This window comes from Thermopolyspora flexuosa, assembly GCF_006716785.1.
Classification (GTDB): Bacteria; Actinomycetota; Actinomycetes; order Streptosporangiales; family Streptosporangiaceae; genus Thermopolyspora; species Thermopolyspora flexuosa.
Window position 1 is genome coordinate 439219 of sequence record NZ_VFPQ01000001.1, and the last position, 19858, is coordinate 459076.

22 protein-coding genes are annotated in these 19858 nt (G+C 73.5%); 16 read left to right on the plus strand and 6 right to left on the minus strand.

Features of this window, described 5'->3' with window-relative positions; genetic code table 11:
- Positions 1-56: 56 nt before the first annotated feature.
- The 4 genes from FHX40_RS01925 to FHX40_RS01940 all read left to right on the plus strand — a co-directional run bounded on the left by FHX40_RS01925 (position 57) and on the right by FHX40_RS01940 (position 3026).
- Positions 57-857 carry an LOG family protein gene (locus FHX40_RS01925; RefSeq protein WP_142258008.1) on the plus strand — a complete coding sequence of 267 codons (801 nt, stop codon included), beginning with the start codon at positions 57-59 and terminating at the stop codon, positions 855-857.
- 141 nt (positions 858-998) lie between these two features.
- The gene (locus tag FHX40_RS01930) at positions 999-1583 is read left to right on the plus strand and encodes an LOG family protein (RefSeq protein WP_142258009.1); all 585 of its coding nucleotides are present in this window, start codon (positions 999-1001) and stop codon (positions 1581-1583) included.
- 73 nt (positions 1584-1656) lie between these two features.
- Positions 1657-2451: a hypothetical protein gene (locus FHX40_RS01935; protein ID WP_142258010.1), complete on the plus strand. Its 795-nt coding sequence runs from the start codon at positions 1657-1659 to the stop codon at positions 2449-2451.
- Positions 2448-3026 carry a DNA-3-methyladenine glycosylase I gene (locus FHX40_RS01940; RefSeq protein ID WP_142258011.1) on the plus strand — a complete coding sequence of 193 codons (579 nt, stop codon included), beginning with the start codon at positions 2448-2450 and terminating at the stop codon, positions 3024-3026. Before FHX40_RS01935 ends, FHX40_RS01940 begins: the two co-directional genes overlap by 4 nt.
- Here the strand turns inward: FHX40_RS01940 and FHX40_RS01945 are convergent.
- Both FHX40_RS01945 and FHX40_RS01950 read right to left on the minus strand, forming a co-directional pair.
- Entirely contained in the window at positions 3013-3810 is a 798-nt protein-coding gene (locus FHX40_RS01945) for an enoyl-CoA hydratase-related protein (RefSeq protein ID WP_142258012.1), read from the minus strand. The two genes, FHX40_RS01940 and FHX40_RS01945, sit on opposite strands and share 14 nt — an antisense overlap.
- On the minus strand, positions 3807-4682 hold the full coding sequence (locus FHX40_RS01950; RefSeq protein WP_142258013.1) for a PaaX family transcriptional regulator: 876 nt from the start codon (positions 4680-4682) through the stop codon (positions 3807-3809). The genes FHX40_RS01945 and FHX40_RS01950 overlap by 4 nt, the downstream gene beginning before the upstream one ends.
- A 182-nt stretch (positions 4683-4864) precedes the next feature.
- Between FHX40_RS01950 and FHX40_RS01955 the strand changes: the two genes are divergently transcribed.
- Both FHX40_RS01955 and FHX40_RS01960 read left to right on the plus strand, forming a co-directional pair.
- Positions 4865-5032: a DUF3117 domain-containing protein gene (locus tag FHX40_RS01955; RefSeq protein ID WP_093263226.1), complete on the plus strand. Its 168-nt coding sequence runs from the start codon at positions 4865-4867 to the stop codon at positions 5030-5032.
- A gap of 263 nt (positions 5033-5295) precedes the next feature.
- A complete protein-coding gene (locus FHX40_RS01960; RefSeq protein ID WP_229788872.1) occupies positions 5296-6762 on the plus strand; it encodes a leucyl aminopeptidase in 1467 nt (488 codons plus the stop codon).
- 28 nt (positions 6763-6790) lie between these two features.
- Here FHX40_RS01960 and FHX40_RS01965 read toward each other — a convergent pair whose 3' ends face one another.
- Positions 6791-7465: an O-methyltransferase gene (locus FHX40_RS01965; RefSeq protein ID WP_280525098.1), complete on the minus strand. Its 675-nt coding sequence runs from the start codon at positions 7463-7465 to the stop codon at positions 6791-6793.
- 130 nt (positions 7466-7595) lie between these two features.
- Here FHX40_RS01965 and sigE point away from each other — a divergent pair, with 130 nt between their 5' ends.
- From sigE to FHX40_RS01990, 5 genes are all read left to right on the plus strand, one after another.
- On the plus strand, positions 7596-8249 hold the full coding sequence (gene sigE / locus FHX40_RS01970; RefSeq protein ID WP_189136222.1) for an RNA polymerase sigma factor SigE: 654 nt from the start codon (positions 7596-7598) through the stop codon (positions 8247-8249).
- On the plus strand, positions 8246-8785 hold the full coding sequence (locus tag FHX40_RS01975; RefSeq protein WP_142258016.1) for an anti-sigma factor family protein: 540 nt from the start codon (positions 8246-8248) through the stop codon (positions 8783-8785). Before sigE ends, FHX40_RS01975 begins: the two co-directional genes overlap by 4 nt.
- Entirely contained in the window at positions 8782-9360 is a 579-nt protein-coding gene (locus FHX40_RS01980) for a hypothetical protein (RefSeq protein WP_142258017.1), read from the plus strand. The genes FHX40_RS01975 and FHX40_RS01980 overlap by 4 nt, the downstream gene beginning before the upstream one ends.
- Before the next feature lie 105 nt (positions 9361-9465).
- Positions 9466-11040 (plus strand): S1C family serine protease, encoded by a 1575-nt coding sequence (locus FHX40_RS01985; RefSeq protein WP_142258018.1) that lies wholly within the window; start codon positions 9466-9468, stop codon positions 11038-11040.
- Between the two features lie 75 nt (positions 11041-11115).
- The gene (locus tag FHX40_RS01990) at positions 11116-11508 is read left to right on the plus strand and encodes a sec-independent translocase (RefSeq protein ID WP_142258019.1); all 393 of its coding nucleotides are present in this window, start codon (positions 11116-11118) and stop codon (positions 11506-11508) included.
- A 10-nt stretch (positions 11509-11518) separates the two neighbouring features.
- On the opposite strand, the gene FHX40_RS01995 is transcribed toward FHX40_RS01990, so the two are convergent.
- Both FHX40_RS01995 and FHX40_RS02000 read right to left on the minus strand, forming a co-directional pair.
- The gene (locus FHX40_RS01995; RefSeq protein ID WP_142261486.1) at positions 11519-12460 is read right to left on the minus strand and encodes an HpcH/HpaI aldolase/citrate lyase family protein; all 942 of its coding nucleotides are present in this window, start codon (positions 12458-12460) and stop codon (positions 11519-11521) included.
- 28 nt (positions 12461-12488) lie between these two features.
- Complete coding sequence (locus FHX40_RS02000) at positions 12489-13487, minus strand: EamA family transporter (RefSeq protein ID WP_142258020.1); 999 nt, start codon at positions 13485-13487, stop codon at positions 12489-12491.
- A gap of 151 nt (positions 13488-13638) precedes the next feature.
- Between FHX40_RS02000 and FHX40_RS02005 the strand changes: the two genes are divergently transcribed.
- Together FHX40_RS02005 and FHX40_RS02010 are read left to right on the plus strand one after the other, a co-directional pair.
- Positions 13639-14940, plus strand: coding sequence for a magnesium transporter MgtE N-terminal domain-containing protein (locus FHX40_RS02005; protein ID WP_425329283.1), 1302 nt, complete (start codon positions 13639-13641; stop codon positions 14938-14940).
- A 17-nt stretch (positions 14941-14957) separates the two neighbouring features.
- Positions 14958-15440 carry a DUF1003 domain-containing protein gene (locus FHX40_RS02010; protein ID WP_142258022.1) on the plus strand — a complete coding sequence of 161 codons (483 nt, stop codon included), beginning with the start codon at positions 14958-14960 and terminating at the stop codon, positions 15438-15440.
- Positions 15441-15483: 43 nt separating this feature from the next.
- Here the strand turns inward: FHX40_RS02010 and FHX40_RS02015 are convergent, their stop codons facing one another.
- Complete coding sequence (locus FHX40_RS02015; RefSeq protein ID WP_229788873.1) at positions 15484-15975, minus strand: MarR family winged helix-turn-helix transcriptional regulator; 492 nt, start codon at positions 15973-15975, stop codon at positions 15484-15486.
- Between the two features lie 142 nt (positions 15976-16117).
- Here FHX40_RS02015 and FHX40_RS02020 point away from each other — a divergent pair, with 142 nt between their 5' ends.
- The 3 genes from FHX40_RS02020 to FHX40_RS02030 all read left to right on the plus strand — a co-directional run bounded on the left by FHX40_RS02020 (position 16118) and on the right by FHX40_RS02030 (position 19728).
- Positions 16118-17257: an Mrp/NBP35 family ATP-binding protein gene (locus FHX40_RS02020; RefSeq protein ID WP_142258024.1), complete on the plus strand. Its 1140-nt coding sequence runs from the start codon at positions 16118-16120 to the stop codon at positions 17255-17257.
- A gap of 359 nt (positions 17258-17616) precedes the next feature.
- Positions 17617-18723 carry an endonuclease/exonuclease/phosphatase family protein gene (locus FHX40_RS02025; protein WP_142258025.1) on the plus strand — a complete coding sequence of 369 codons (1107 nt, stop codon included), beginning with the start codon at positions 17617-17619 and terminating at the stop codon, positions 18721-18723.
- Positions 18724-18756: 33 nt separating this feature from the next.
- Positions 18757-19728 (plus strand): CPBP family intramembrane glutamic endopeptidase, encoded by a 972-nt coding sequence (locus FHX40_RS02030; protein WP_142258026.1) that lies wholly within the window; start codon positions 18757-18759, stop codon positions 19726-19728.
- Positions 19729-19858 lie beyond the last annotated feature (130 nt).

Sequence of the window (19858 nt, forward strand, 5' to 3'; positions counted from 1 at the left end):
CGCGTGTGGCGCGTCGGACGGCGGCAGCACGATCACACAGCCACTAGCGTGACGGTATGAGCATCCGACGACGTGAACGACGCCAAGGGCAGGCGGTGCTGCGCGGCCGGTTCGTTCCGGAGACCACGCACGACCAGCGCCTGCTCGACCGCAGACGGTCGGCCGACTGGCTGCACATGGACCCGTGGCGGGTGATGCGCATCCAGGCGGAGTTCGTCGAGGGCTTCGGGGCGCTCGCCGAGCTGCCCCCCGCAGTGACCGTGTTCGGCTCCGCCCGCACCCCGCGGGACTCCGCCGAGTACGAGCTCGGCGTACGGCTCGGCCGCGCCCTCGCCGAGGCCGGCTACGCGGTGATCACCGGCGGCGGGCCGGGCTGCATGGAGGCGGCGAACAAGGGCGCCCGCGAGGCGGGCGGCATCTCGGTCGGGCTCGGCATCGAGCTGCCGTTCGAGCAGGCGATGAACGAGTACGTCGACATCGGGGTGGAGTTCCGCTACTTCTTCGTCCGCAAGACGATGTTCGTGAAGTACGCCTGCGGCTTCGTGGCGCTGCCGGGCGGCTTCGGCACGCTGGACGAGCTGTTCGAGGCGCTCACCCTGGTGCAGACCGGCAAGGTGACCTCGTTCCCGGTGGTGCTGCTCGGCACCTCGTACTGGGGCGGGCTCGTCGACTGGGTGAAGGGCACGCTCGCGGTGGAGGGCAAGATCTCGCCGCAGGACGTGGACCTCATCTCGCTCACCGACGACGTGGACGAGGCCGTGCAGATCATCGTCGACGCCGACCGGGCACACCGGGAACGGCGCGAGGGCGGCTGGAGCGTGCGCCGGAACGGCTCCGGCGGCGACGGCGAGGACTGACCGCGCCCGCCGAGCCCGGCCGGGCCGCGGCCCCCGGCGGTCCCGGCGGCGCCGCCGTACCGCCTCCTCCGGTAAAGGTTTGGCCCGCGGGCGGTCTCGGGCACCCCGAACCCGGAGCCCGAATCGCGTCAGGGAGCTGGTGTGCACATCTGCGTGTTCTGTTCGTCGAGTCAGCGGATCGACAAGAAGTACCTCGACCTCGCCGACGAGGTGGGCGCCGTGCTCGCCGCGCGAGGGCACACCCTCGTCAGCGGTGGCGCGATCGTCTCGTGCATGGGCGCGGTGGCCCGGGCGGTACGCCGCGGCGGCGGCCGCACGATCGGGGTGATCCCCCAGCTGCTCGTCGACATCGAGGTGGCCGACCACGACTCCGACGAACTGATCATCACCAGGGACATGCGCGAGCGGAAGGCGATCATGGACGCCCGCTCGGACGCCTTCCTCGTGCTGCCCGGCGGCATCGGCACCCTGGAGGAGCTGTTCGAGATCTGGACCACCCGCGTGCTCGGCGCGCACGACCGGCCGCTCGTGCTGCTCGACCCGTGGGGCCTGTACGAGCCGCTGCGCGCCCTCGTCCAGGGCATGTACGACGCGGGGTTCACCCGCGCCGACGTGTTCGACGCGATCAGCTGGACCACCACCGTGGAGGAGGCGTTCACGCACCTGGAGCGCCCCGGCATCCCCCTCCACCCCACCCCCGGAGAGATCGGCGAGGCCGCTCCCTGAGCCCGGGCCCCGGGGTCCGTCCGAGTGCGGCGGGCGGCGGGTACCGGCCCGCGACTTGTGGCACGATGCCTATGTGCTGGTCGTACTCGCCGTTGCCGCGCTCGCCGTCCTCGGGTGCGTGGTCGCGGTCGCCTTGGGCCACGGCGGTGAGATGGCCGAGTTCCCCCCGGACGTCCCGCCGCTCGAGCTGCCCGAGGCCGGGCGGCTCACGGCGGTCGACTTCATGTCGCTGCGGCTTCCGGTGGCGCTCGTCGGCTACCACACCCAGACCGTGGACGAGACGCTGCGCCGCGTCGCCACCGCGCTGAGCGAGCGGGACACCCGGATCGCGATCCTCGAGCAGCAGATCGCCGAGCTGCGCGGCACCCGCCTGCCGGCCCGCCAGGAGGCGTACGCCGGAGGGGCGCGGCCGCCGCACACCGAGCACCTGCCGCGGCCGCCGCAGGGCGAGCCGACCGAGCTCCACACCCCCGCCACCGCGGCCCGCGACGCCACCCGGCCGCTGACGCCGCCCGAGGGCGCCGACGCGGTGGCCACGCCGCCCACGGGCGAGCAGGCCGTGCGGAACGGCACGGCGCGGCAGGAGCCGACGGAGGACCTGCCCGCCGCCCCGGACGCCCCCGACGAGGCGGCGAAGGACGCCGCCGCGCAGGGGGAGCCCAAGGAGGACCCGGCGGCGGAGGCGAGCGCGCCGCAGGACGCCGCGCGGCAGGACCCCGGGGAGAGGGACGCGGGGGAGAAGGACGCCGGAAAGCCGGGCGCCGCCGGGAAGGCCTCCGAGGAGAAGGGCTCCGGGAGGCCGGGTGCCGGAAAGGGCGCCGCGAAGGCCGCGGTGGCCGACCCGCTGGAGGGGGAGGAGGACTGGTGAGCGGCCCCGGCGACGGCCGGGTGCGCTGCTCCTGGGCGACCTCGGCCCCCGACTACGTCGCCTACCACGACGAGGAGTGGGGCCGCCCGGTGCACGGCGACGACCGGGTGTTCGAGCGCATCAGCCTCGAGGCGTTCCAGTCCGGCCTCTCCTGGCTGACGATCCTGCGCAAGCGGGAGAACTTCCGCGCCGCGTTCGCCGGGTTCTCCATCCCCGCCGTGGCCGCGTTCGGCGAGGACGACGTCGCGCGGCTGCTCGCCGACCCCGGCATCGTCCGCAACCGCGCCAAGATCGAGGCGACGATCCACAACGCCCGCGCGGCCCTCGAGGTCCCGGGCGGCCTGTCGGAGCTCGTGTGGTCCTACGCCGACCCGGACGCCCCGGCCCCGCGCACCCCGCAGGACGTCCCGGCGCGCACGCCCGCCTCCGCGGCCCTCGCCAAGCGGCTGCGTGCCTACGGCTTCCGCTTCGTCGGCCCCACCACCGCGTACGCGCTCATGCAGGCGATCGGCCTGGTCAACGACCACCTCGCGGACTGCTGGGTGCGCGACCGCGCGGTCGTCACCGGCCGCTGAACGTGGGCCGCCGCTTCTCCAGGAACGCCTTGACGGCCGCGCGGTGGTCCTCGGTCGCCGCGCACCCCGCCTGCAGCTCGGCCTCGAGCTCCAGCGCCTCGTCGAGGGTGTGGACGGCGGCGAAGTCGAGCGCCCGCTTCGTCGCCGCGTAGGCGACCGTGGGCCCGGCCGCGAGCCGCCGGGCGAGCTCGCCCGCGACGGTGGGCAGCTCGTCGCCCGGCACCACCCGGTTCACCAGCCCGAGCCGCAGCGCCCGCTCCGCGTCGACCTGCTCGCCGAGCAGCAGCAGCTCCCGGGCGACCGCAGGCCCGGCGAGGCGCTGCAGCGTCCACGACACCCCGCTGTCGGGCGCGAGGCCGACCCCGGCGAACGCCATCACGAACCGCGCCCCCTCCGCGGCGATCCGGAGGTCGCAGGCGAACGCGAGCCCCGCCCCGGCGCCGGCCGCGACCCCGTTCACCGCGGCCACCGTCGGCTTGCCCATGCCGGCGAGCAGCCGCACGATCGGGTTGTAGTGCTCCCGGACCGTGTTCATCAGCGGCTTCTCCGCCACGCCGTTCGCCCCGCCCGCCATCCCGGCGGAGTGTTCCCGCAGGTCCTGCCCCGCGCAGAACGCCCGGCCCGACCCGGTGAGCAGCACCGCCCGCACCCCGGCGTCGTCCCGGGCCCGCTCCAGTGCGCCCAGCAGCTCGAGCTTCATCTCCAGGGAGAGGGCGTTCATCGCGTCCGGGCGGTTGAGCGTGATCGTGGCCACCGCGTCGGCGACCGCGTAGCTGACCGTCATGAGACTCCTTTGTCCTCGGCACCCGAGCCCGGGGCGCCCGATGTGGTCGGCTCACCGGCGAGACACCGGTCCACGAAGGCCGCCGCGGCGGGCAGCAGCCGGGCCGCCTCCTGTTCGAAGTACGCCCTCGCCTTGTCCCCCGGCCACCCGGGGGGTAACAGCTCGGCCGGCAGGCCGGGGTCACGGAACAGGAAGTTCCGCCAGCCGTGCACGAGCCTGCTGCGCACCGCGAACACCCGGCTCTCCAGCTCCACGCGCCGCGGGTCGTCGGCGGGCAGGTCGTCCCGCAGCGCGTCCTGCGGCAGCGACCCGACGAGCCGCACCGCCTGGTCGAGCCACTCCTCGTACGCCGCGCCGATCGCGGTCAGGTCCCAGGCGCGGGCCACCAGCTCGCGCGGGTCGTCCTCCAGCCGCGCGTCGAACCGGTCGGCGTGCACCCGCTCCCCGGTGAGCAGCTGGTCGAGCTCGGGCGCGGGACGCGGGCCGATCCAGGTGGAGTCCGACAGCGGCGCGTAGCCGAGGAAGGCGAGCTCGGCGCGGATGCGCTCCCGCTTGGACCGCTCGCGCACCGGCTCCAGCACCACCACGTGCCAGCGGCCCGACCAGGTGATCGCCCCCGCCCGGTAGACCCGCGCCGCCGCCTCGTCGAGGCGGCGCACCGCCTTCGGGGTGACCGCGTACCCCGGGCCCTGCGGCAGCCGTTCCGGCACCAGCCAGCCCTGCCGTACCATGCGCGAGATCGCGGTCCGTACGGCCGGCGCGGCGATGCCGAGCGGGGCGAGCAGCCGGACCAGGGCGGCCACCGAGGCCCGTCCGCCGCGAGAGCGCAAGTGGTCGCCGAAGAGGTCGAACAGCGCGGCTCGGGCATTCACACGCCCCAGTTTGGCGGCAAGTTAGTGGCCGCGACAACGCATCTTGGGAGGAGATCGTTACCTACCTGGGTGTCGGACGCGGGATAATAGGACATCACAGAATGACGTGTGAACTGAGGCCGGTCTCACTGACGGGTCGTGGTTGGGAACACGCAGTCCAGTAGCAGGAAGGGATAGCACGCATGGCGGCGATGAAGCCGCGGACCGGCGACGGTCCGCTGGAGGTCACCAAGGAAGGACGGGGCATAGTCATGCGGGTCCCCCTGGAGGGTGGCGGGCGGCTCGTCGTCGAGCTCTCGGCGGATGAGGCCAGTGCCCTGGGCGATGCTCTGAAGAATGTCGTCAGCTGACACCCCTGGTCGGTCGGCTTTGATCTGATACGTCACGGCCCTGGCTGTTTTGGCTTCCTCGGGTGGCTCTCCCCTCGGGTGGCCGTCGGGAAGCGGGTCACGCCAGGGCCGTCGGCATGTTTCGGACACGCCGCGGCCCGGCCGGTCCGCGCGGTCGCCGTGCGTGGCCACCTTCTGCGTGCTCATCCCGGGTGGCCACCGGTGCGCCCGTGGGCCGGGTGCGCCCGCGCGGCGTGAGAGTGCACGGACGGAGTGGAGACGCGGTGCCGATACAGACCTCGACGGAGTTCGCGACCCGGCAGGAGCCCGAGGCGGCGGAGCTGCTCGCCGTGCCGTACGGGGCGGACCTCGCCCCGGACGTGCCGCTGCCGCTGCCGCCGGAGGCGCTGCTGCGCGAGTACGACGCCAAGGGTGAGGCGGGCGAGATCGTCGAGGTGCCGGTGGCCCGCGGCGACCGGGTGGGCCGGGTCCTGCTGTACGGCGTGGGCGACGCCGGGCCGCAGGCGCTGCGCAGGGCCGGGGCCGCGCTCGCCCGCCGCGCGCGGGGGCGCGCCGAGCTGACCATCGCGCTGCCCGAGGCGGAGCCGGCCGCCTGGGCGGCGCTCGCCGAGGGGGCGCTGCTCGCCTGTTACGCGTTCAAGATGCTCGGCTCGAGCGGCGGCGAGCCGGGCGTGGGCGAGGGCAAGGGCAGGCCGGTGGAGCGCATCCGGTTCACCGGGCCGGAGCCGGCCCGCGACGCGGTACGGCGCGGCGAGGTCTTCGCCCGGGCCACCGCGCTCAACCGGGACCTCGCCAACACCCCGTCGTCGATCAAGAACCCGGAGTGGCTCGCCGAGCAGGCGGTCCGCATCGCGGCGGAGACCGGCCTGGAGGCGGAGGTGTGGGACCCCGAGCGGCTCGCCGCCGAGGGCTTCGGCGGCATCCTCGCGGTCGGCCGCGGGTCCGCGCGCCCGCCCCGCCTGATCAAGCTCGAGTACCGGCCGCGCGAGGCCGCCTCGGCGCGGCACGTGGTGCTCGTCGGCAAGGGGATCACGTTCGACTCCGGCGGCCTGTCGCTGAAGCCGAACGACAACATGAAGTTCCAGAAGACCGACATGGCCGGTGGCGGCGCGGTGATCGCGATCATGAGCGCGCTCGCCGAGCTCGCCGTACCGGTGCGGGTTACCGGCCTCGTCGCGGCGGCCGAGAACATGCCGTCCGGTACCGCCCAGCGCCCCGGCGACGTGATCACCCACTACGGCGGGCGCACCGTGGAGGTGCGCAACACCGACGCCGAGGGCCGCCTCGTGCTCGCCGACGCGCTCGCCTACGCCGCCGAGCGGCTGGACCCGGACGCGATCATCGACATCGCCACGCTCACCGGCGCGATCGGCATCGCGCTCGGCCGCGAGTACGGCGCGGTGTTCGCGAGCAGCGACGAGCTCGCCGCCGACCTGCTGCGCGCCGGGGAGGCGACCGGGGAGCGGCTGTGGCGTATGCCGCTCGTCGAGGACTACCGGCCCGCGCTCGACTCCGAGGTCGCCGACCTCGCCAACGTGGAGACCGACGGCACCTACGGCGCGGGGTCGATCACGGCCGCGCTCTTCCTGCGCGAGTTCGCGGGCGGGCGCCCGTGGGCGCATCTCGACATCGCCGCCGTCGGCCGTACCACCTCCGACGAGGGCATCCACGCCAAGGGCGCCACCGGGTACGGCGTGCGCCTGCTCCTCGGCTACCTCACCGCGGCCTGACGGCCGCATGGGCGCCGGCCGCGTGCGCTCAGGGCAGCTTGACGGCGGCGAGCAGGCCGTCGCCGAGCGGCAGCAGCAGCGGCCGGAGCCGTTCGTCGTCCCGGATCAACCGGCCCACCTCGCGCATCGCGGCCGTGTCGGGGTCGCGCCGGATCGGGTCGGTCACCCGCCCGCCGAGCAGCGCGTGGGCGAACGCGACGATGCCGCCGGGCCGCAGCAGCCGCAGCGCCTCCACCAGGTAGTCGGCGTACTCCTGCGGCTCGGCGTCGCAGAACACCAGGTCGTACCCGCCGTCGGCGAGGCGCGGCAGCACGTCGAGCGCCCGCCCGGTGATGAGCCGGACCTTGCTGCCCGCGAACCCGGCCTGGGAGAACAGGTGCCGGGCGAGCCGCTGGTGCTCGACCTCCACGTCGACGCTGGTGAGCGTGCCGTCCGGGCGCATGCCGCGGAGCAGCCACAGCCCGGACACGCCGCACCCGGTGCCGATCTCCACGACCGCCCGGGCGTTGATCGCGGTGGCGAGGAAACACAGGGCCGCGCCGGCGCCCGGTGGGAGCGGCTCGGCCCCCCACTCGATCGCGCGTTTTCTGGCCTCCTGGAGAGTCTCGTCCTCCGTGTGGAACCCATCGGCGTAGGCCAGGCTCGCCTCCGCCGGACCGGCTGGCGTCGGGGCCATCTGGTCCATCTCCTCCCCGCTTCGCATGGCTCGCAGCCTAGGGGAGACGGCTGCGAACGGGAACTCGCGCCACAACGGGGACGTTGCACGCTTTGGATGGGTTTTATGCAGGCGAGGACAGGCAGTGGCCGTGCACGAGGGGACGAAACCAGGCACCATGGCAGTAGCGGTGGCCCCGACGAGAGGAGTGCCGGTGGATTACGCCCACCAGGCGGGTGCTCCCTATGACGCGTATCCCGCGGGGGAGTGGACGCCGCCCACCTGGGAAGAGGTCGTCCGGACCCATTCGGCGCGGGTGTACCGCCTCGCCTACCGGCTGACCGGAAACGTGCACGACGCAGAGGACCTCACCCAGGAGGTCTTCGTCCGTGTCTTCCGGTCGTTGTCGAACTACACGCCTGGCACGTTCGAGGGCTGGCTGCACCGCATCACCACCAACCTCTTCCTCGACATGGCGCGGCGGAAGCAGCGCATCCGGTTCGAGGGGCTGGCCGAGGACGCGGCCGAGCGCATCAAGGGACGGGAGCCCACCCCGGCACAGGTGTACGACGACGCGCACCTCGAGCCGGACATCCAGGCCGCGCTCGACGCCCTCGCGCCGGAGTTCCGCGCCGCGGTCGTGCTGTGTGATATTGAGGGGTTGTCCTACGAGGAGATCGCGGCCACGCTCGGCGTCAAGCTGGGCACGGTTCGCAGCCGCATCCACCGTGGTCGTGCCCAGCTTCGCGAGGCCCTGGAGCACCGGGCACCGCGGGACTCCGAACGCGGCGATCAGCTCCCCCCGTCGATGACCCGTGGGGAGGAACGATGAGCCATCTGGGAGAACTCGTCTCGGCTTTGGTCGACGGCGAGCTGGGGCACCGGGAGCGCGAGCGCGCGCTGGCGCACCTGACGTTCTGTGCCGACTGCCGCCGTGAGGTGGAGGCGACACGGGCGCTCAAGTCCCGCCTGCGGTCGCTCGAGTCGCCGGCGGTGCCCGCCGACCTGACCATGGCGCTGCTGCGGATGGCCGAGCCCGGCGGCCCGCTCCCGCCACGGGTACGCCCGTTCGAGCCGAGGGGCGGCCTCGGGTACGGCACGGCCCCGCTCGACAACCGGCCGCGCCGGGGCGGTGCGGCGTCATCCGGCCCGGGCCGTCCGGGCCGGTCCCGCCGGATGGGCTACGTCGCGGTGGGCGTGGCGTCGGCCGCGATGGCGCTCGGCACGCTGTTCATGCTGGGCGGCCCCGACACCCGCCAGCCGGTGGCGCCGCCGGTGGAGATGTTCGCCAACCAGCACCGGGGCGTCCAGTACGGCCAGTACACCCCGCTGCCGCCCACGGTGACGCCGACGCAGTCGCCGCGGTGACGGACCGGGCACGACCGGCCGCGCCCGGGCGCGGCGGCACGCTGCTGCTCCTGCTCGCGGCGTTGGCGCTGTGCCTGACGACGGCCGTGCCGGTCGGCGCGGGCACGCCCTCGCCGGCCGCGGGCGACGGCCCGGACGTGGGCCACCTGCGCGCCCGGGGCTGGCCGGTCCCGGGCACGCTGCCGCGCCGGCTGCGGCTCGTGCTCGCCGAGGAGCGGCGGCTCGACGGCCGCCCGGTCACCGGCGGGGAGGACACCGACGGCACCTACGTGCACCTCGGCTACTCGGACGGCGAATCGGTGGTATCAGTCTTCATTCAGAAAGGACGCCTCGATGCGACCTCTCTGTCGGACTGGCATGTACGGGAGCGTTTCGGGCATACGATCTGGGTCCGGGACCCCGGGAACGTGATCTGGTCGAGCGGCGATTATGTTTACACCGTGCTCGCCGACGCGCCGGCGGACGTGGTCGACGCCGCCGTCGCGGCGCTGCCGCACGATGCCGAGCCCGGCCTCTGGGAGCGGCTGGCGCGCAATGTGGACCGAGCCCTCACCTGGATGGGACGCCTCGGCTGATCCACGTCCTTTACGGCCCGCGTATGCCGGTTTGAGCAGTATTACCGTCGCGGCCGTGACCCGTGCCGCGGACCGCGTGTTGTGGTGCAGGGGAGTGACGCATCGATGACCGACGAGACCCGCGACGGCCGGGAGGGCGCGCCCGTTGGCACCGAGGGCGGGTCGGGCGCCACCTCCGAGGAACGGACCGAGCGGCGGGGACGTCCGGAGTTCTTCCCGGCAGAGGACGGTCCGCCGATCACCCGCGACGCGCCCCGGTGGGAGGGCCTGGGTGAGCCCGCGGGCCACCCGCCGCAGGCTCCGCCGACCCAGCCGTACGGCCCGCCGGACCGGCCGCAGGAGGGCGACGCGCCGGGGCGGGCGTCCTGGCAGGAGCCGGGCGGCCCGGACCGGCCGCCCATGGATGGCGGCGCGCCGGGCACCGGACCGGTGCCCCCGCCGGGCAACCCGGGCATCACCTTCCGCATGCCGCCGCCCCCGCCGCCGCAGAACGCGGTCGGCATGGGCCCCGGCTGGGCGCCTCCGCCGGCCCCGCCCGGCGGCAACCCGGGCGGCCCCGGCCTGCGCGGCCTGCCGAGCCTCGGCGTGCTCGTGGTGCTCGCGGTCGTGGTCGCGCTGATCGCGGGCGGCTTCGGCGGCGTCGGCGGCTACCTGCTCGCCCAGCGGGACGGCGCGTCGGTCACCGACCCGTCGTACACCATCGAGCCGGCCCCCACCGGCAACGTGAACCGCGACCCCCAGTCGGTCGCGGGCGTGGCCGCCCGGGTGCTGCCGAGCGTGGTCTCGCTCGAGGTGCGCGGGGTGCGTGAGGGCGGCACCGGGTCCGGCTTCATCATCCAGGGCGGGTACGTGGTGACGAACAACCACGTGGTCGCCCCGGCGGGCCGGTTCGGCCAGATCACGGTGAGCTTCAACAACGGCAAGACCTCCCCGGCGAAGCTCGTCGGCACCGACCCCAGCTCCGACATCGCGGTGGTCAAGCCCGAGAACCTGTACGGCATGCCGACGATCACCCTCGGCGACTCCGACAGCGTGGTGGTCGGCGACCCGGTGATCGCGATCGGCGCCCCGCTCGGTCTCACCGGCACGGTGACCACCGGCATCGTGAGCGCGGTGAACCGGCCGGTGCAGGCCGGTGGCGAGGGCGGCTCCGACGTCGCCTGGATCAACGCGATCCAGACCGACGCCGCGATCAACCCCGGTAACTCCGGCGGCCCGCTGGTCAACGCCTCCGGCCAGGTGATCGGGGTGAACTCGGCGATCGCGTCGCTCGGCAGCGGCAGCCAGAGCGGCAACATCGGCCTCGGCTTCGCCATCCCGTCGAACCAGGTGCGCCGCATCGCCCAGGAGCTGATCACCACGGGCGTGGCGAAGACCCCGCGCATCGGCATCAGCATCGACCAGACCTACACCGGCGAGGGCGTGCGCATCGCCACGAGCGTCTTCCAGGGCCAGGCGCCGGTGGAGGAGGGCGGCCCCGCGGACAAGGCCGGGCTGAAGCCGGGCGACATCATCCTCGCCATCGACGGCAAGCCGATGCTCAGCGGCGACCAGCTCATCGTCACGATCCGCAGCAAGGCGCCGGGCGACAAGATCAAGGTGACCTACCGGCGGGCGGGCAAGGAGCACACCACCGAGGTCGAGGTCGGGGCGACGGTGCCGAACCCGCAGCCGTCCTGACGGCGGCTCGGGGCCGGGCAGGGCAGGGCGAGCGTTAGTCTGGTTGCGTACTGGCGCTCGTCGTAGGAGAACGCGGTGTTCGGACTCGGTTGGCCTGAGGTCTTGGCGCTCGTGGTCATCGCGCTGCTGGTCTTCGGCCCCGAGAAGCTGCCACAGGCCGCCCAGCAGGCCGGGCGCGCCCTGCGGCGGCTGCGCAGGATGGCGAACAACGCCCGGGCGGACCTCCAGGCCCACCTCGGCCCCGAGTTCCGCAACTTCGACCCGGCGGACCTCAACCCGAAGCACTTCGTGCGCAAGCACCTGCTCGATGACATCGAGCGGGACTGGTACCGCACGCCGAGCCCGGCCCTGCCCGGGTCGTCCCGGGCCGACGACCCGCTCGACGACCTCTACACGCCGCCGTCGTTCACCCCGCAGCGCTCGCTGAACTACGGCGAGATCCCGCCGTACGACCACGAGGCGACCTGACCGGGGCCGGTCACTCCTCCGGCGGGGTGAACGTCCTGGTACGGCGCAGCCCCGCGGCCCGCCCCTTGGCCGCGATCACCAGCGCCATCTTCCGCGACGCCTCGTCGATCATCTCGTCGCCGAGCATCGCCGCGCCGCGCCGCCGTACCGTGGTGTGGTACTCGTAGGCGTCGAGGATGAGCTCGGCGTGGTCGTAGTCCTCCTGGCTGGGGGAGAACACCTCGTTCGCCGCCTCGATCTGGCCGGGGTGGAGCACCCACTTGCCGTCGTAGCCGAGCGCGGCCGACCGCCGGGCCACCCGCCGGAAGCCGTCCACGTCGCGGATCTGCAGGTACGGCCCGTCGATCGCCTGCAGGCCGTGCGCGCGGGCGGCCATGAGCAGCCGCATGAGCACGTAGTGGTAGGCGTCGCCCTCGGTGTACCCGGGCGGCTGCTCGCCCACCACGAGCGTGCGCATGTTGATCGACGCCATGAAGTCGGCGGGCCCGAACACGAGCGTCTCCAGGCGAGGCGAGGCGGCGGCGATCGCGTCCACGTTCACCAGCCCGCGGGCGCTCTCGATCTGCGCCTCGATGCCGATGCCGCCGACCGGCAGCCCCAGGCCGCGCTCGAGCTGGGTGAGCAGCGTGTCGAGCCAGGCGACGTGCGCGACGTCCTCCACCTTGGGGAGCATGAGGCAGTCGATCCGGTCGCCGGCGCGCTCCACCACCTCGATGACGTCCCGGTACGCCCAGTGCGTGGTGGCGTCGTTGATCCGCACCACGCGCACCTTGCCGGACCAGTCGCCCTCGCGCAGCGCCGCCACCACGTTGCGCCGCGCCTCCTCCTTGGCGAGCGGGGCGACCGAGTCCTCCAGGTCGAGGAAGACCTCGTCGGCGGGCAACCCTTGCGCCTTCTCCAGGAACCGCGGGTTGCTGCCGGGGACCGCGAGGCAGGAACGCCGGGAACGCATCATGAGGCCAACGGTAGCGGAGCGGAGATCAGGAGTCCGCGCCGGTGGTGGCGGTCGCGGTGCCCGCGAGCGGCCGGTGCGGTTGCTCCGGCGCGGCGGCCCCGTCCTCGGCCGGCCGTCCGCTCCGGCCCGCGCCCCGGGCGGCGGTCTGCGCGAGCAGCGCCCCGGCGATCACCACCGCGCCGCCGACGATCTGGAACGGTCCGAGCGCCTCGCCCACGAGCACCCAGGCGATGACCGCCCCGGCGACCACCTCGAGCGAGGCGACCGTGGAGCCCACCGCGGCGGACAGCCGGCGCACCGCGGTCACCCCGGTGATGTACGCGACCACGGTGGCGACCACGACGAGCACGGCCGCGGCGGCGAACGCGGGCAGCGTGGTGCCGTTGATCGTGGCGGTCTCGCCGAGCGCGGCCCACGGGATGTCCCACGGCCGGCTCAGCGGGACGAGCGCGACCGTGGCCCCGGCGAAGCCCCAGGCGATGAGGCCGAGCGGGTCCATCTCGTCCCCGAAGCCGTCGCTGATCAGGAAGTACCCGGCGCACCCGGCCGCGGCCGCGGCGGCGGCGAGCAGGCCGAGCCCGTCCAGCCGCATGCCCTGCCACACCTCGACCACGACCGCGAGCCCGGCCACGCTGATGACCGCGCCGAGGTAGGCGGCGCGGCCGGGCCGGATGCGGCGCACCAGCCGGACCCAGGCGACCACGAGCACCGGCGAGGTGAACTCGAACAGCAGCGCGACCCCGACCGGGATGCGGGTGATCGCCACGAAGAACAGCGCCTGCACCCCGGCGACCGCGATCAGCCCGTACGCCGCGACGAGGCCGATCCGGGAGCGCGGGATGCGCAGCGCGCGCGGCCGTACCAGGGCGAGGATCGCGAGCAGCAGCACCGCGGAGGCGGCCATGCGCAGCCAGGCGGCCTCCAGCGGGGCGAGCCCGGCGGCGCCGAGGAACTTCGCCATCGGCCCGGAGAACCCGAAACAGCAGGAGGAGAAGAGGGCGATCGCGAGACTCGTGCGCCGCATGCGTCACCACCCTGTAAGTACCGTCAAACGTCTTGGATGCTGTCATAGCGGCCGATACGGCGGCAAGTTGATTAACCATGTGCAATCGGGCAAAAGACCCCGAACCGGGGACGGGTGACCGGGAGGTGCGATGGTCTCCTACGCTGCCGATGTGAGGATCTTCATCGCACGCCTCGCCGGGACTCCGGTGTTCGACCCGAACGGGGACCAGATCGGCCGGATCCGGGACGCGGTGGTCGCGCTCCCCGGACCGCGGCCCCCGCGGGTGCACGGCTTCGTCGTCGAGGTCCAGCCGCGCCGCCGGGTGTTCATGCCGATCACCCGGGTGCGCAGCTTCGGCGCGGGCTCGGTGGTGTTCACCGGGCGGCTCGACCTGCGGCGGTTCGAGCAGCGGGCGAGCGAGACGCTCGTGCTCGCCGACATGCTCGACCGCGAGGTCACCGTGCGGCGGCGGGGCGCGCCGGACGACCCCGGCATCACCGGGAGCGTGCTCGACGTGGCGATGGAACGGGACCGCGCCGGCGACTGGCTGCTCACCAAGGTCGCGGTGCGCCGTCCGGGGCGGGGCCTGCGCCGCGGCGAGACGATCGTCGCGGACTGGGAGGAGGTCACCGGCTTCGAGAGCCTGCAGCCGGACCAGGGTACGGCGAGCCTGCTCGCGGCCTTCGAGCGCATGCGGCCCGCCGACCTCGCCAGCGCGCTGCACGCGCTGCCGCCCAAGCGGCGCGAGGCGGTCGCCGCCGCGCTCGACGACGACCGGCTCGCCGACGTGCTCGAGGAGCTGCCGGAACGGGACCAGATCGGCATCCTCACCACGCTCGCCGCGGAGCGCGCCGCCGACGTGCTCGAGGCGATGGCCCCGGACGACGCGGCCGACCTGCTGCAGGAGCTGCCCGCCGACCGCGCCCAGGCGCTGCTCGAGCTGATGGAGCCGCGCGAGGCCGCGCCGGTGCGCCGCCTGCTCACCTACGCCGAGGACACCGCGGGCGGCATGATGACGAGCGAGCCGGTGATCGTGCCGCCGACCGCGACCGTCGCCGAGGCGCTCGCGCACATCCGCCAGGAGGACATCACCCCGGCCGTCGCCGCCCAGGTCTACGTCACCCGCGCGCCGTACGAGACCCCGACCGGGCGCTTCCTCGGCGTGGCGCACTTCCAGCGGCTGCTGCGCGAGCCGCCCTCCTCGCTCGTCGGCGCGGCGATCGACCGGACCATCGACCCGATCCACCCGGACTTCAGCCTCGCCGAGGTCACGTCCTACCTCGCGACGTACAATCTGGTCGCCGCCCCGGTGGTCGACGAGCTCGGGCGCCTGGTGGGCGCGGTGACCGTGGACGACGTCCTCGACCATCTCCTGCCCGCCGACTGGCGGGAGCGCGAGGCGGAGATGCCGGAGGGCGCCAACGATCCGGAGGATGGGGAGGACCCGGACACCCGGACGTCACCCTCGTAAGGCGCAAGGAGCGACGGATGGCGGCTGACCGACTCGATCTGCCCAGGGAGACCCGCGGGGTACGGCTGCGCCCGCACTACGATCCCGAGGCGTTCGGGCGGCTCTCCGAGCGGATCGCGCGGTTCCTCGGCACCGCCAGGTTCCTCGTCTACATGACCGCGTTCATCACGGTGTGGATCGCGTGGAACACGCTCACGCCGTGGCGGTTCGACCCCTATCCGTTCATCTTCCTCACCCTCATGCTCTCCCTGCAGGCCTCCTACGCCGCGCCGCTCATCCTGCTCGCGCAGAACCGGCAGGCCGACCGGGACCGGGTGCAGGCCGAGGAGGACCGGCTCACCGCGGCGCGCAACCAGGCCGAGATCGAGTACCTCACCCGGGAGATCGCCTCGATCCGCATGGCGCTCGCCGAGCTCGCCACCCGCGACTACCTGCGCTCGGAGCTGCAGCACCTGGTCGAGGAGCTGCGCGACCGGGTCCCGGAGCGCCGCTCCGGCTGACCCCGGCGGCCGCCGGTACGGCCCGGCCCGCGGTACGGCGGGCTCAGGAGCGGCGGCGGTCCGGCGGGCAGGCGCCGCCACGGCTGAGCAGCTTGGTGAGCACCGCGGTGCACCTGCGCAGCTCGTCGTCGTCGAGCAGGTCGAGGAAGTGGCCGCGGATGGCGCGCTGGTAGGTGGGCGCCGCCGCGTCCCGGCGGGCCGCCCCCTCGTCGGTGAGCACGGCGTACAGGCCGCGGGCGTCGCTCGGGCAGGCCTCGCGCCGCAGCAGCCCCTCGCTCTGCAGCCGGTCGGCGAGCCGGGTCAGGCCGCTGCGGGAGAGCAGCACCCGGTCGGCGAGGTCGTTCATGCGCAGCCGCCGCTCCGGGGCCTCGTGGAGGTGGGCGAGCACCTCGAAGGCCGGCAGGGACAGGCCGTGTTCCAGCAGCAGCTCGGCCTCGAGGGCGCGGGTGATCTGGACCTGGACGCGCTGGAGCAGGCGCCAGAAGGTGAGTTCCTCGGGTGTGAGGGCGGTTCCGCCGCCGGCCGTCACCGTCACATCCGGCATCCTAGAACGTTCGCCACGTGTGGCACATAGCTCTCGTGATCGCCGTGCCCGCGTGTTCCAGGCTCCCTGGTGGCTCCGCCGTACCGCCGGTGCCGCCGTTCCCGGCACCCGGGGCGGTCCATACCATGGAGCCATGGCTCCCACTCCAGAAGCGGTCAGGGCGGCGCTGGCCACGGTCAACGACCCTGAGATCCGCCGGCCCATCACCGATCTCGACATGGTCAAGAGCATCGACATCACCCCCGAAGGGGTGGTGCGGGTCGGCGTCTATCTCACGGTCGCGGGCTGTCCGCTCCGCGACACCATCACCCGCCAGGTCACCGAGGCCGTCGGCCGGGTCGAGGGCGTGACCGCGGTCGAGGTGGAGCTCGACGTGATGAGCGCCGAGCAGCGCAAGAACCTGCAGGCCAAGCTGCGCGGCAGCCGCGCGCCGGAGAAGGAGATCCCGTTCGCCAAGCCCGGCTCGCTCACCCGGGTGTTCGCGATCGCCAGCGGCAAGGGCGGCGTCGGCAAGTCCTCGGTCACCGTGAACCTCGCCGCGGCGATGGCCGCCTCCGGGCTGAAGGTCGGCGTGGTCGACGCCGACATCTACGGCCACAGCGTGCCGCGCATGCTCGGCGTGTCCGAGCGGCCGACCAAGGTGGAGGACATGATCCTCCCGCCGGTCGCGCACGACATCAAGGTCATCTCGGTGGGCATGTTCAAGCCCCAGGCGAACATGCCGGTGGTGTGGCGCGGCCCGATGCTCGACCGCGCGCTGCACCAGTTCCTCACCGACGTGTACTGGGGCGACCTCGACGTGCTGCTCATGGACCTGCCGCCGGGCACCGGCGACATGGCGATCTCGGTGGCGCAGCGGCTGCCCAACGCCGAGATCGTCGTGGTGACCACCCCGCAGGTCGCCGCGGCGGAGGTGGCCGAGCGGGCCGGGTCGATCGCGGCCCAGACCCACCAGCAGATCGTCGGCGTCATCGAGAACATGGCGTGGCTCGCCTGCCCGCACTGCGACGAGCGCATCCCGGTGTTCGGCGAGGGCGGCGGCCAGGCGGTGGCCGACGGGCTCACCCGCATCATCGGCACCAAGGTGCCGCTGCTCGGCCAGGTGCCGCTCGACACCCGGCTGCGCGAGGGCGGCGACGCGGGCAAGCCGCTCGTGCTCACCGACCCCGACTCGCCCGCGGCGGTGGAGCTGCGGCGCATCGCCGACCGGCTCGCCAAGCGGTCCGGCAGCCTCGTCGGCCGCCGGCTCGGCCTCTCGCCGGCAGGCCGCTGACCCGACATCCCCGCATCCCCGGTCTCCGGGCCCGCCGGGTCCGGGCCGGGGGGAGGGGACGCCCGCCCACGGCGGCGGGTCGTCACCCCTTGGCGCGCCCTCGGGTGACGGGATCTCGTCGCATCGCCGTTCGCCGAACGTACGGCCGGACCTGTACGGCCGGGCCGCCGCGTCGCGCTTCCCGCGATTTCTCCTGCATTTCCGACAAATCGCGCTCGTTATGGCCGCGAGGAATGCACCGGCGCTTTGTCGGGAAATGCAGTTCACTTTGCCCTGGTGATGGGCGGCGTCGTTCCGTATTGGCGAAGGATCACGTGTCCTGTATCCCGGCTATCCATGCGATCTGACACGCTTCAGGAATGAACCGGAGTCAGTTCGCCCACAGGAAATCGTCGGTATTTTCCGTCGGATCGCTCGCCGCGCTGACGGTCGCCGGCGCCGCGGTGCTCGGGCTCGGCGTGCCCGCCGCGGCCTCGCCGGAGCCCACCGCGAAGCAGGGCGCGGGTTCCGCCGGCTCCACCGCCAGGAGCACCACCCGGGACGCCGGTGCGGGCGCGGCCCGGAAGAAGGCCAAGACCACCGCGAAGGGCGTGGCCAGGCGCCGTGCCGCCGCCGCGCACCTCACCGTGCTCAGCTACAACGTCTGCGGCGGGAGCTGCAAGAACCACCTGACGGTCGAGGCGTGGGCGCGCCGCATGGAGCGGCACCTGACCGAGAACGACGCCGACGTGATCCTCTTCCAGGAGCTGTGCCGGGGGCAGTTCGACGCGCTCCGGCGCACGCTCAGCGGCCGGTACGAGGGCCGGTGGGCCGGCACCGTCGGCGACAACGAGGGCTGCGGCAAGCAGTGGGGGGCCGGCGCGGACGCCACCTCGAACCGGCGCGGGTTCGGGCTCGCCACCTTCGTCCGCGGCTCCGGCTCGATCGTCGCCGAGCGCGTCTGGTGGCTGCCGAACCACGGCACGAACGAGCCGCGGGCGCTGCACTGCGTCGACGCCGAGCCGCGCGGCCGCCGGGTCCGGGTGTGCAACACCCACCTCGACTGGCACGACGACACCCAGCAGGTGCAGGCCGAGTTCGTCGCCCGGCTCGTCTCGCCGTGGGCGGCGCACATCCCGGTCGTGCTCGGCGGCGACCTCAACGCCGAGCCGGACGAGCGGTCGATGGCCCTGTTCTACGACCACTCCGGCGGCCGCGGCGTGTTCCAGGAGGTCGACGAGACCGACCGCACGTACTTCGGCGAGCGGTGCGCGGCGACGGCGGCCCGCTGCCGGTCCGGCGAGGGCACCGACGGGCCCAAGAAGCTCGACTACATCTTCCTCAGCCGCCGCCACTTCACGGGGGTCGTCGGCGACGCGGTCGTCGAGAAGGACGTGTCCGACCACGCGCTGCTGCGCGGGCGCGCGACCTGGCGCAACCTGCCGCCGCGCGCGGACTTCTCCTGGCATCCGTCCCGAGCCTCGTAGGGCCGGGGGTGCGACCACGCGGAGAATGATCACATGGATCAACCGCCCTTTCCCGGCCCTCCGCCGCACCCTCCGGCCCCGCTGAGCCCACCACGGCGGCCGTGGCTGGTGCCGCCACCGCCCGGCCTGCCCTACCACCGGCTCGCGTGCACCCCGGTGAACCGCTGGTGGCGCCCGCTGCTCGGCACCCTGCTCGTCGCCGCCGGGTTCGTGCTGATCGGCGGGTTCGTGGTGGTGGCCGGCATGTTGGTCGCGATCTTCGCCGGGCTGCCGGTCGACCCCGCGGGTGCGTCGTTCCTCGGCGACCCGTTGCTCACGCTGACGGTGCTGCTGCTGTCGATCGCCCTGGTGCTCCCGATCGCGTACGGCGCGGCGGCGCTGGTGCAGCGCCGCCCGCCGGGCACCCTCTCCTCGGTGGCCGGGCGGCTGCGCTGGCGGTGGCTGGGGCTGTGCCTGCTGGTGGCGGTGGCGGCGGGGGTGCTCGGCCAGCTCGCCCTGGGCATCGCCCTTGCGGTCACCGGGGAGGACGGCGGCGAGCTGCTCGGCTGGGTCGGCTGGGAGACGTTCGGCCCGGCGCTCGTCATCACCCTCGTGCTCGTGCCGTTCCAGGCCGCCGCCGAGGAGTACATCTTCCGGGGATGGCTGCTGCAGGCGTTCGGGGCCTACCTGCGCTCGCCGTGGCCGGGCATCCTGCTGGGCGCCGCCGGGTTCACCGCGCTCCACGCCTACACCGACTGGGGCATCGTCGACGTGTTCACGTTCGGTGCGCTGATGGGGTGGATCTCGGTGCGCACCGGCGGCCTGGAGGCGGCGATCGCGATCCACACGGTGAACAACCTCGTGGCCTTCCTGGTCAGCAGCGCGACGGGGGAACTGGAGAACACGCTGCGCCAGGGTTCCGTGCCGTGGCAGTCGCTGGTCGGCACCGCCGTACAGCTTGTGACATTCACCGTAATAGTGCTGTTTTTTGCGCGAAAGAGGGCAATTCAGACAGTCTCTCGATAAATCTCACTAGAGAGGTCTCGCCATAACGGTCCTCGGCATGTTGCGCTGTTCTGGTCCAGGTAAACTGCCGACGAGGAGGTGCTGAGCGTGGCCTCGGGTCCCGAAGAACCGCGCTCACCAGAGTGGTCGC

What these genes read in the sequence shown, in the direction of transcription:
- FHX40_RS01925 (WP_142258008.1), top strand. Translation starts at nt 57, where the DNA reads ATGAGCATCCGACGACGTGAACGACGCCAAGGGCAGGCGGTGCTGCGC.
- FHX40_RS01945 (WP_142258012.1), bottom strand. Translation starts at nt 3,810, where the DNA reads ATGACGGTCAGCTACGCGGTCGCCGACGCGGTGGCCACGATCACGCTC.
- FHX40_RS01955 (WP_093263226.1), top strand. Translation starts at nt 4,865, where the DNA reads ATGGCGGCGATGAAGCCGCGGACCGGCGACGGTCCGCTGGAGGTCACC.
- FHX40_RS01965 (WP_280525098.1), bottom strand. Translation starts at nt 7,465, where the DNA reads ATGCGAAGCGGGGAGGAGATGGACCAGATGGCCCCGACGCCAGCCGGT.
- sigE (WP_189136222.1), top strand. Translation starts at nt 7,596, where the DNA reads ATGGCAGTAGCGGTGGCCCCGACGAGAGGAGTGCCGGTGGATTACGCC.
- FHX40_RS01975 (WP_142258016.1), top strand. Translation starts at nt 8,246, where the DNA reads ATGAGCCATCTGGGAGAACTCGTCTCGGCTTTGGTCGACGGCGAGCTG.
- FHX40_RS01985 (WP_142258018.1), top strand. Translation starts at nt 9,466, where the DNA reads ATGACCGACGAGACCCGCGACGGCCGGGAGGGCGCGCCCGTTGGCACC.
- FHX40_RS01995 (WP_142261486.1), bottom strand. Translation starts at nt 12,460, where the DNA reads ATGCGTTCCCGGCGTTCCTGCCTCGCGGTCCCCGGCAGCAACCCGCGG.
- FHX40_RS02000 (WP_142258020.1), bottom strand. Translation starts at nt 13,487, where the DNA reads ATGCGGCGCACGAGTCTCGCGATCGCCCTCTTCTCCTCCTGCTGTTTC.
- FHX40_RS02010 (WP_142258022.1), top strand. Translation starts at nt 14,958, where the DNA reads ATGGCGGCTGACCGACTCGATCTGCCCAGGGAGACCCGCGGGGTACGG.
- FHX40_RS02020 (WP_142258024.1), top strand. Translation starts at nt 16,118, where the DNA reads ATGGCTCCCACTCCAGAAGCGGTCAGGGCGGCGCTGGCCACGGTCAAC.
- FHX40_RS02025 (WP_142258025.1), top strand. Translation starts at nt 17,617, where the DNA reads ATGAACCGGAGTCAGTTCGCCCACAGGAAATCGTCGGTATTTTCCGTC.
- FHX40_RS02030 (WP_142258026.1), top strand. Translation starts at nt 18,757, where the DNA reads ATGGATCAACCGCCCTTTCCCGGCCCTCCGCCGCACCCTCCGGCCCCG.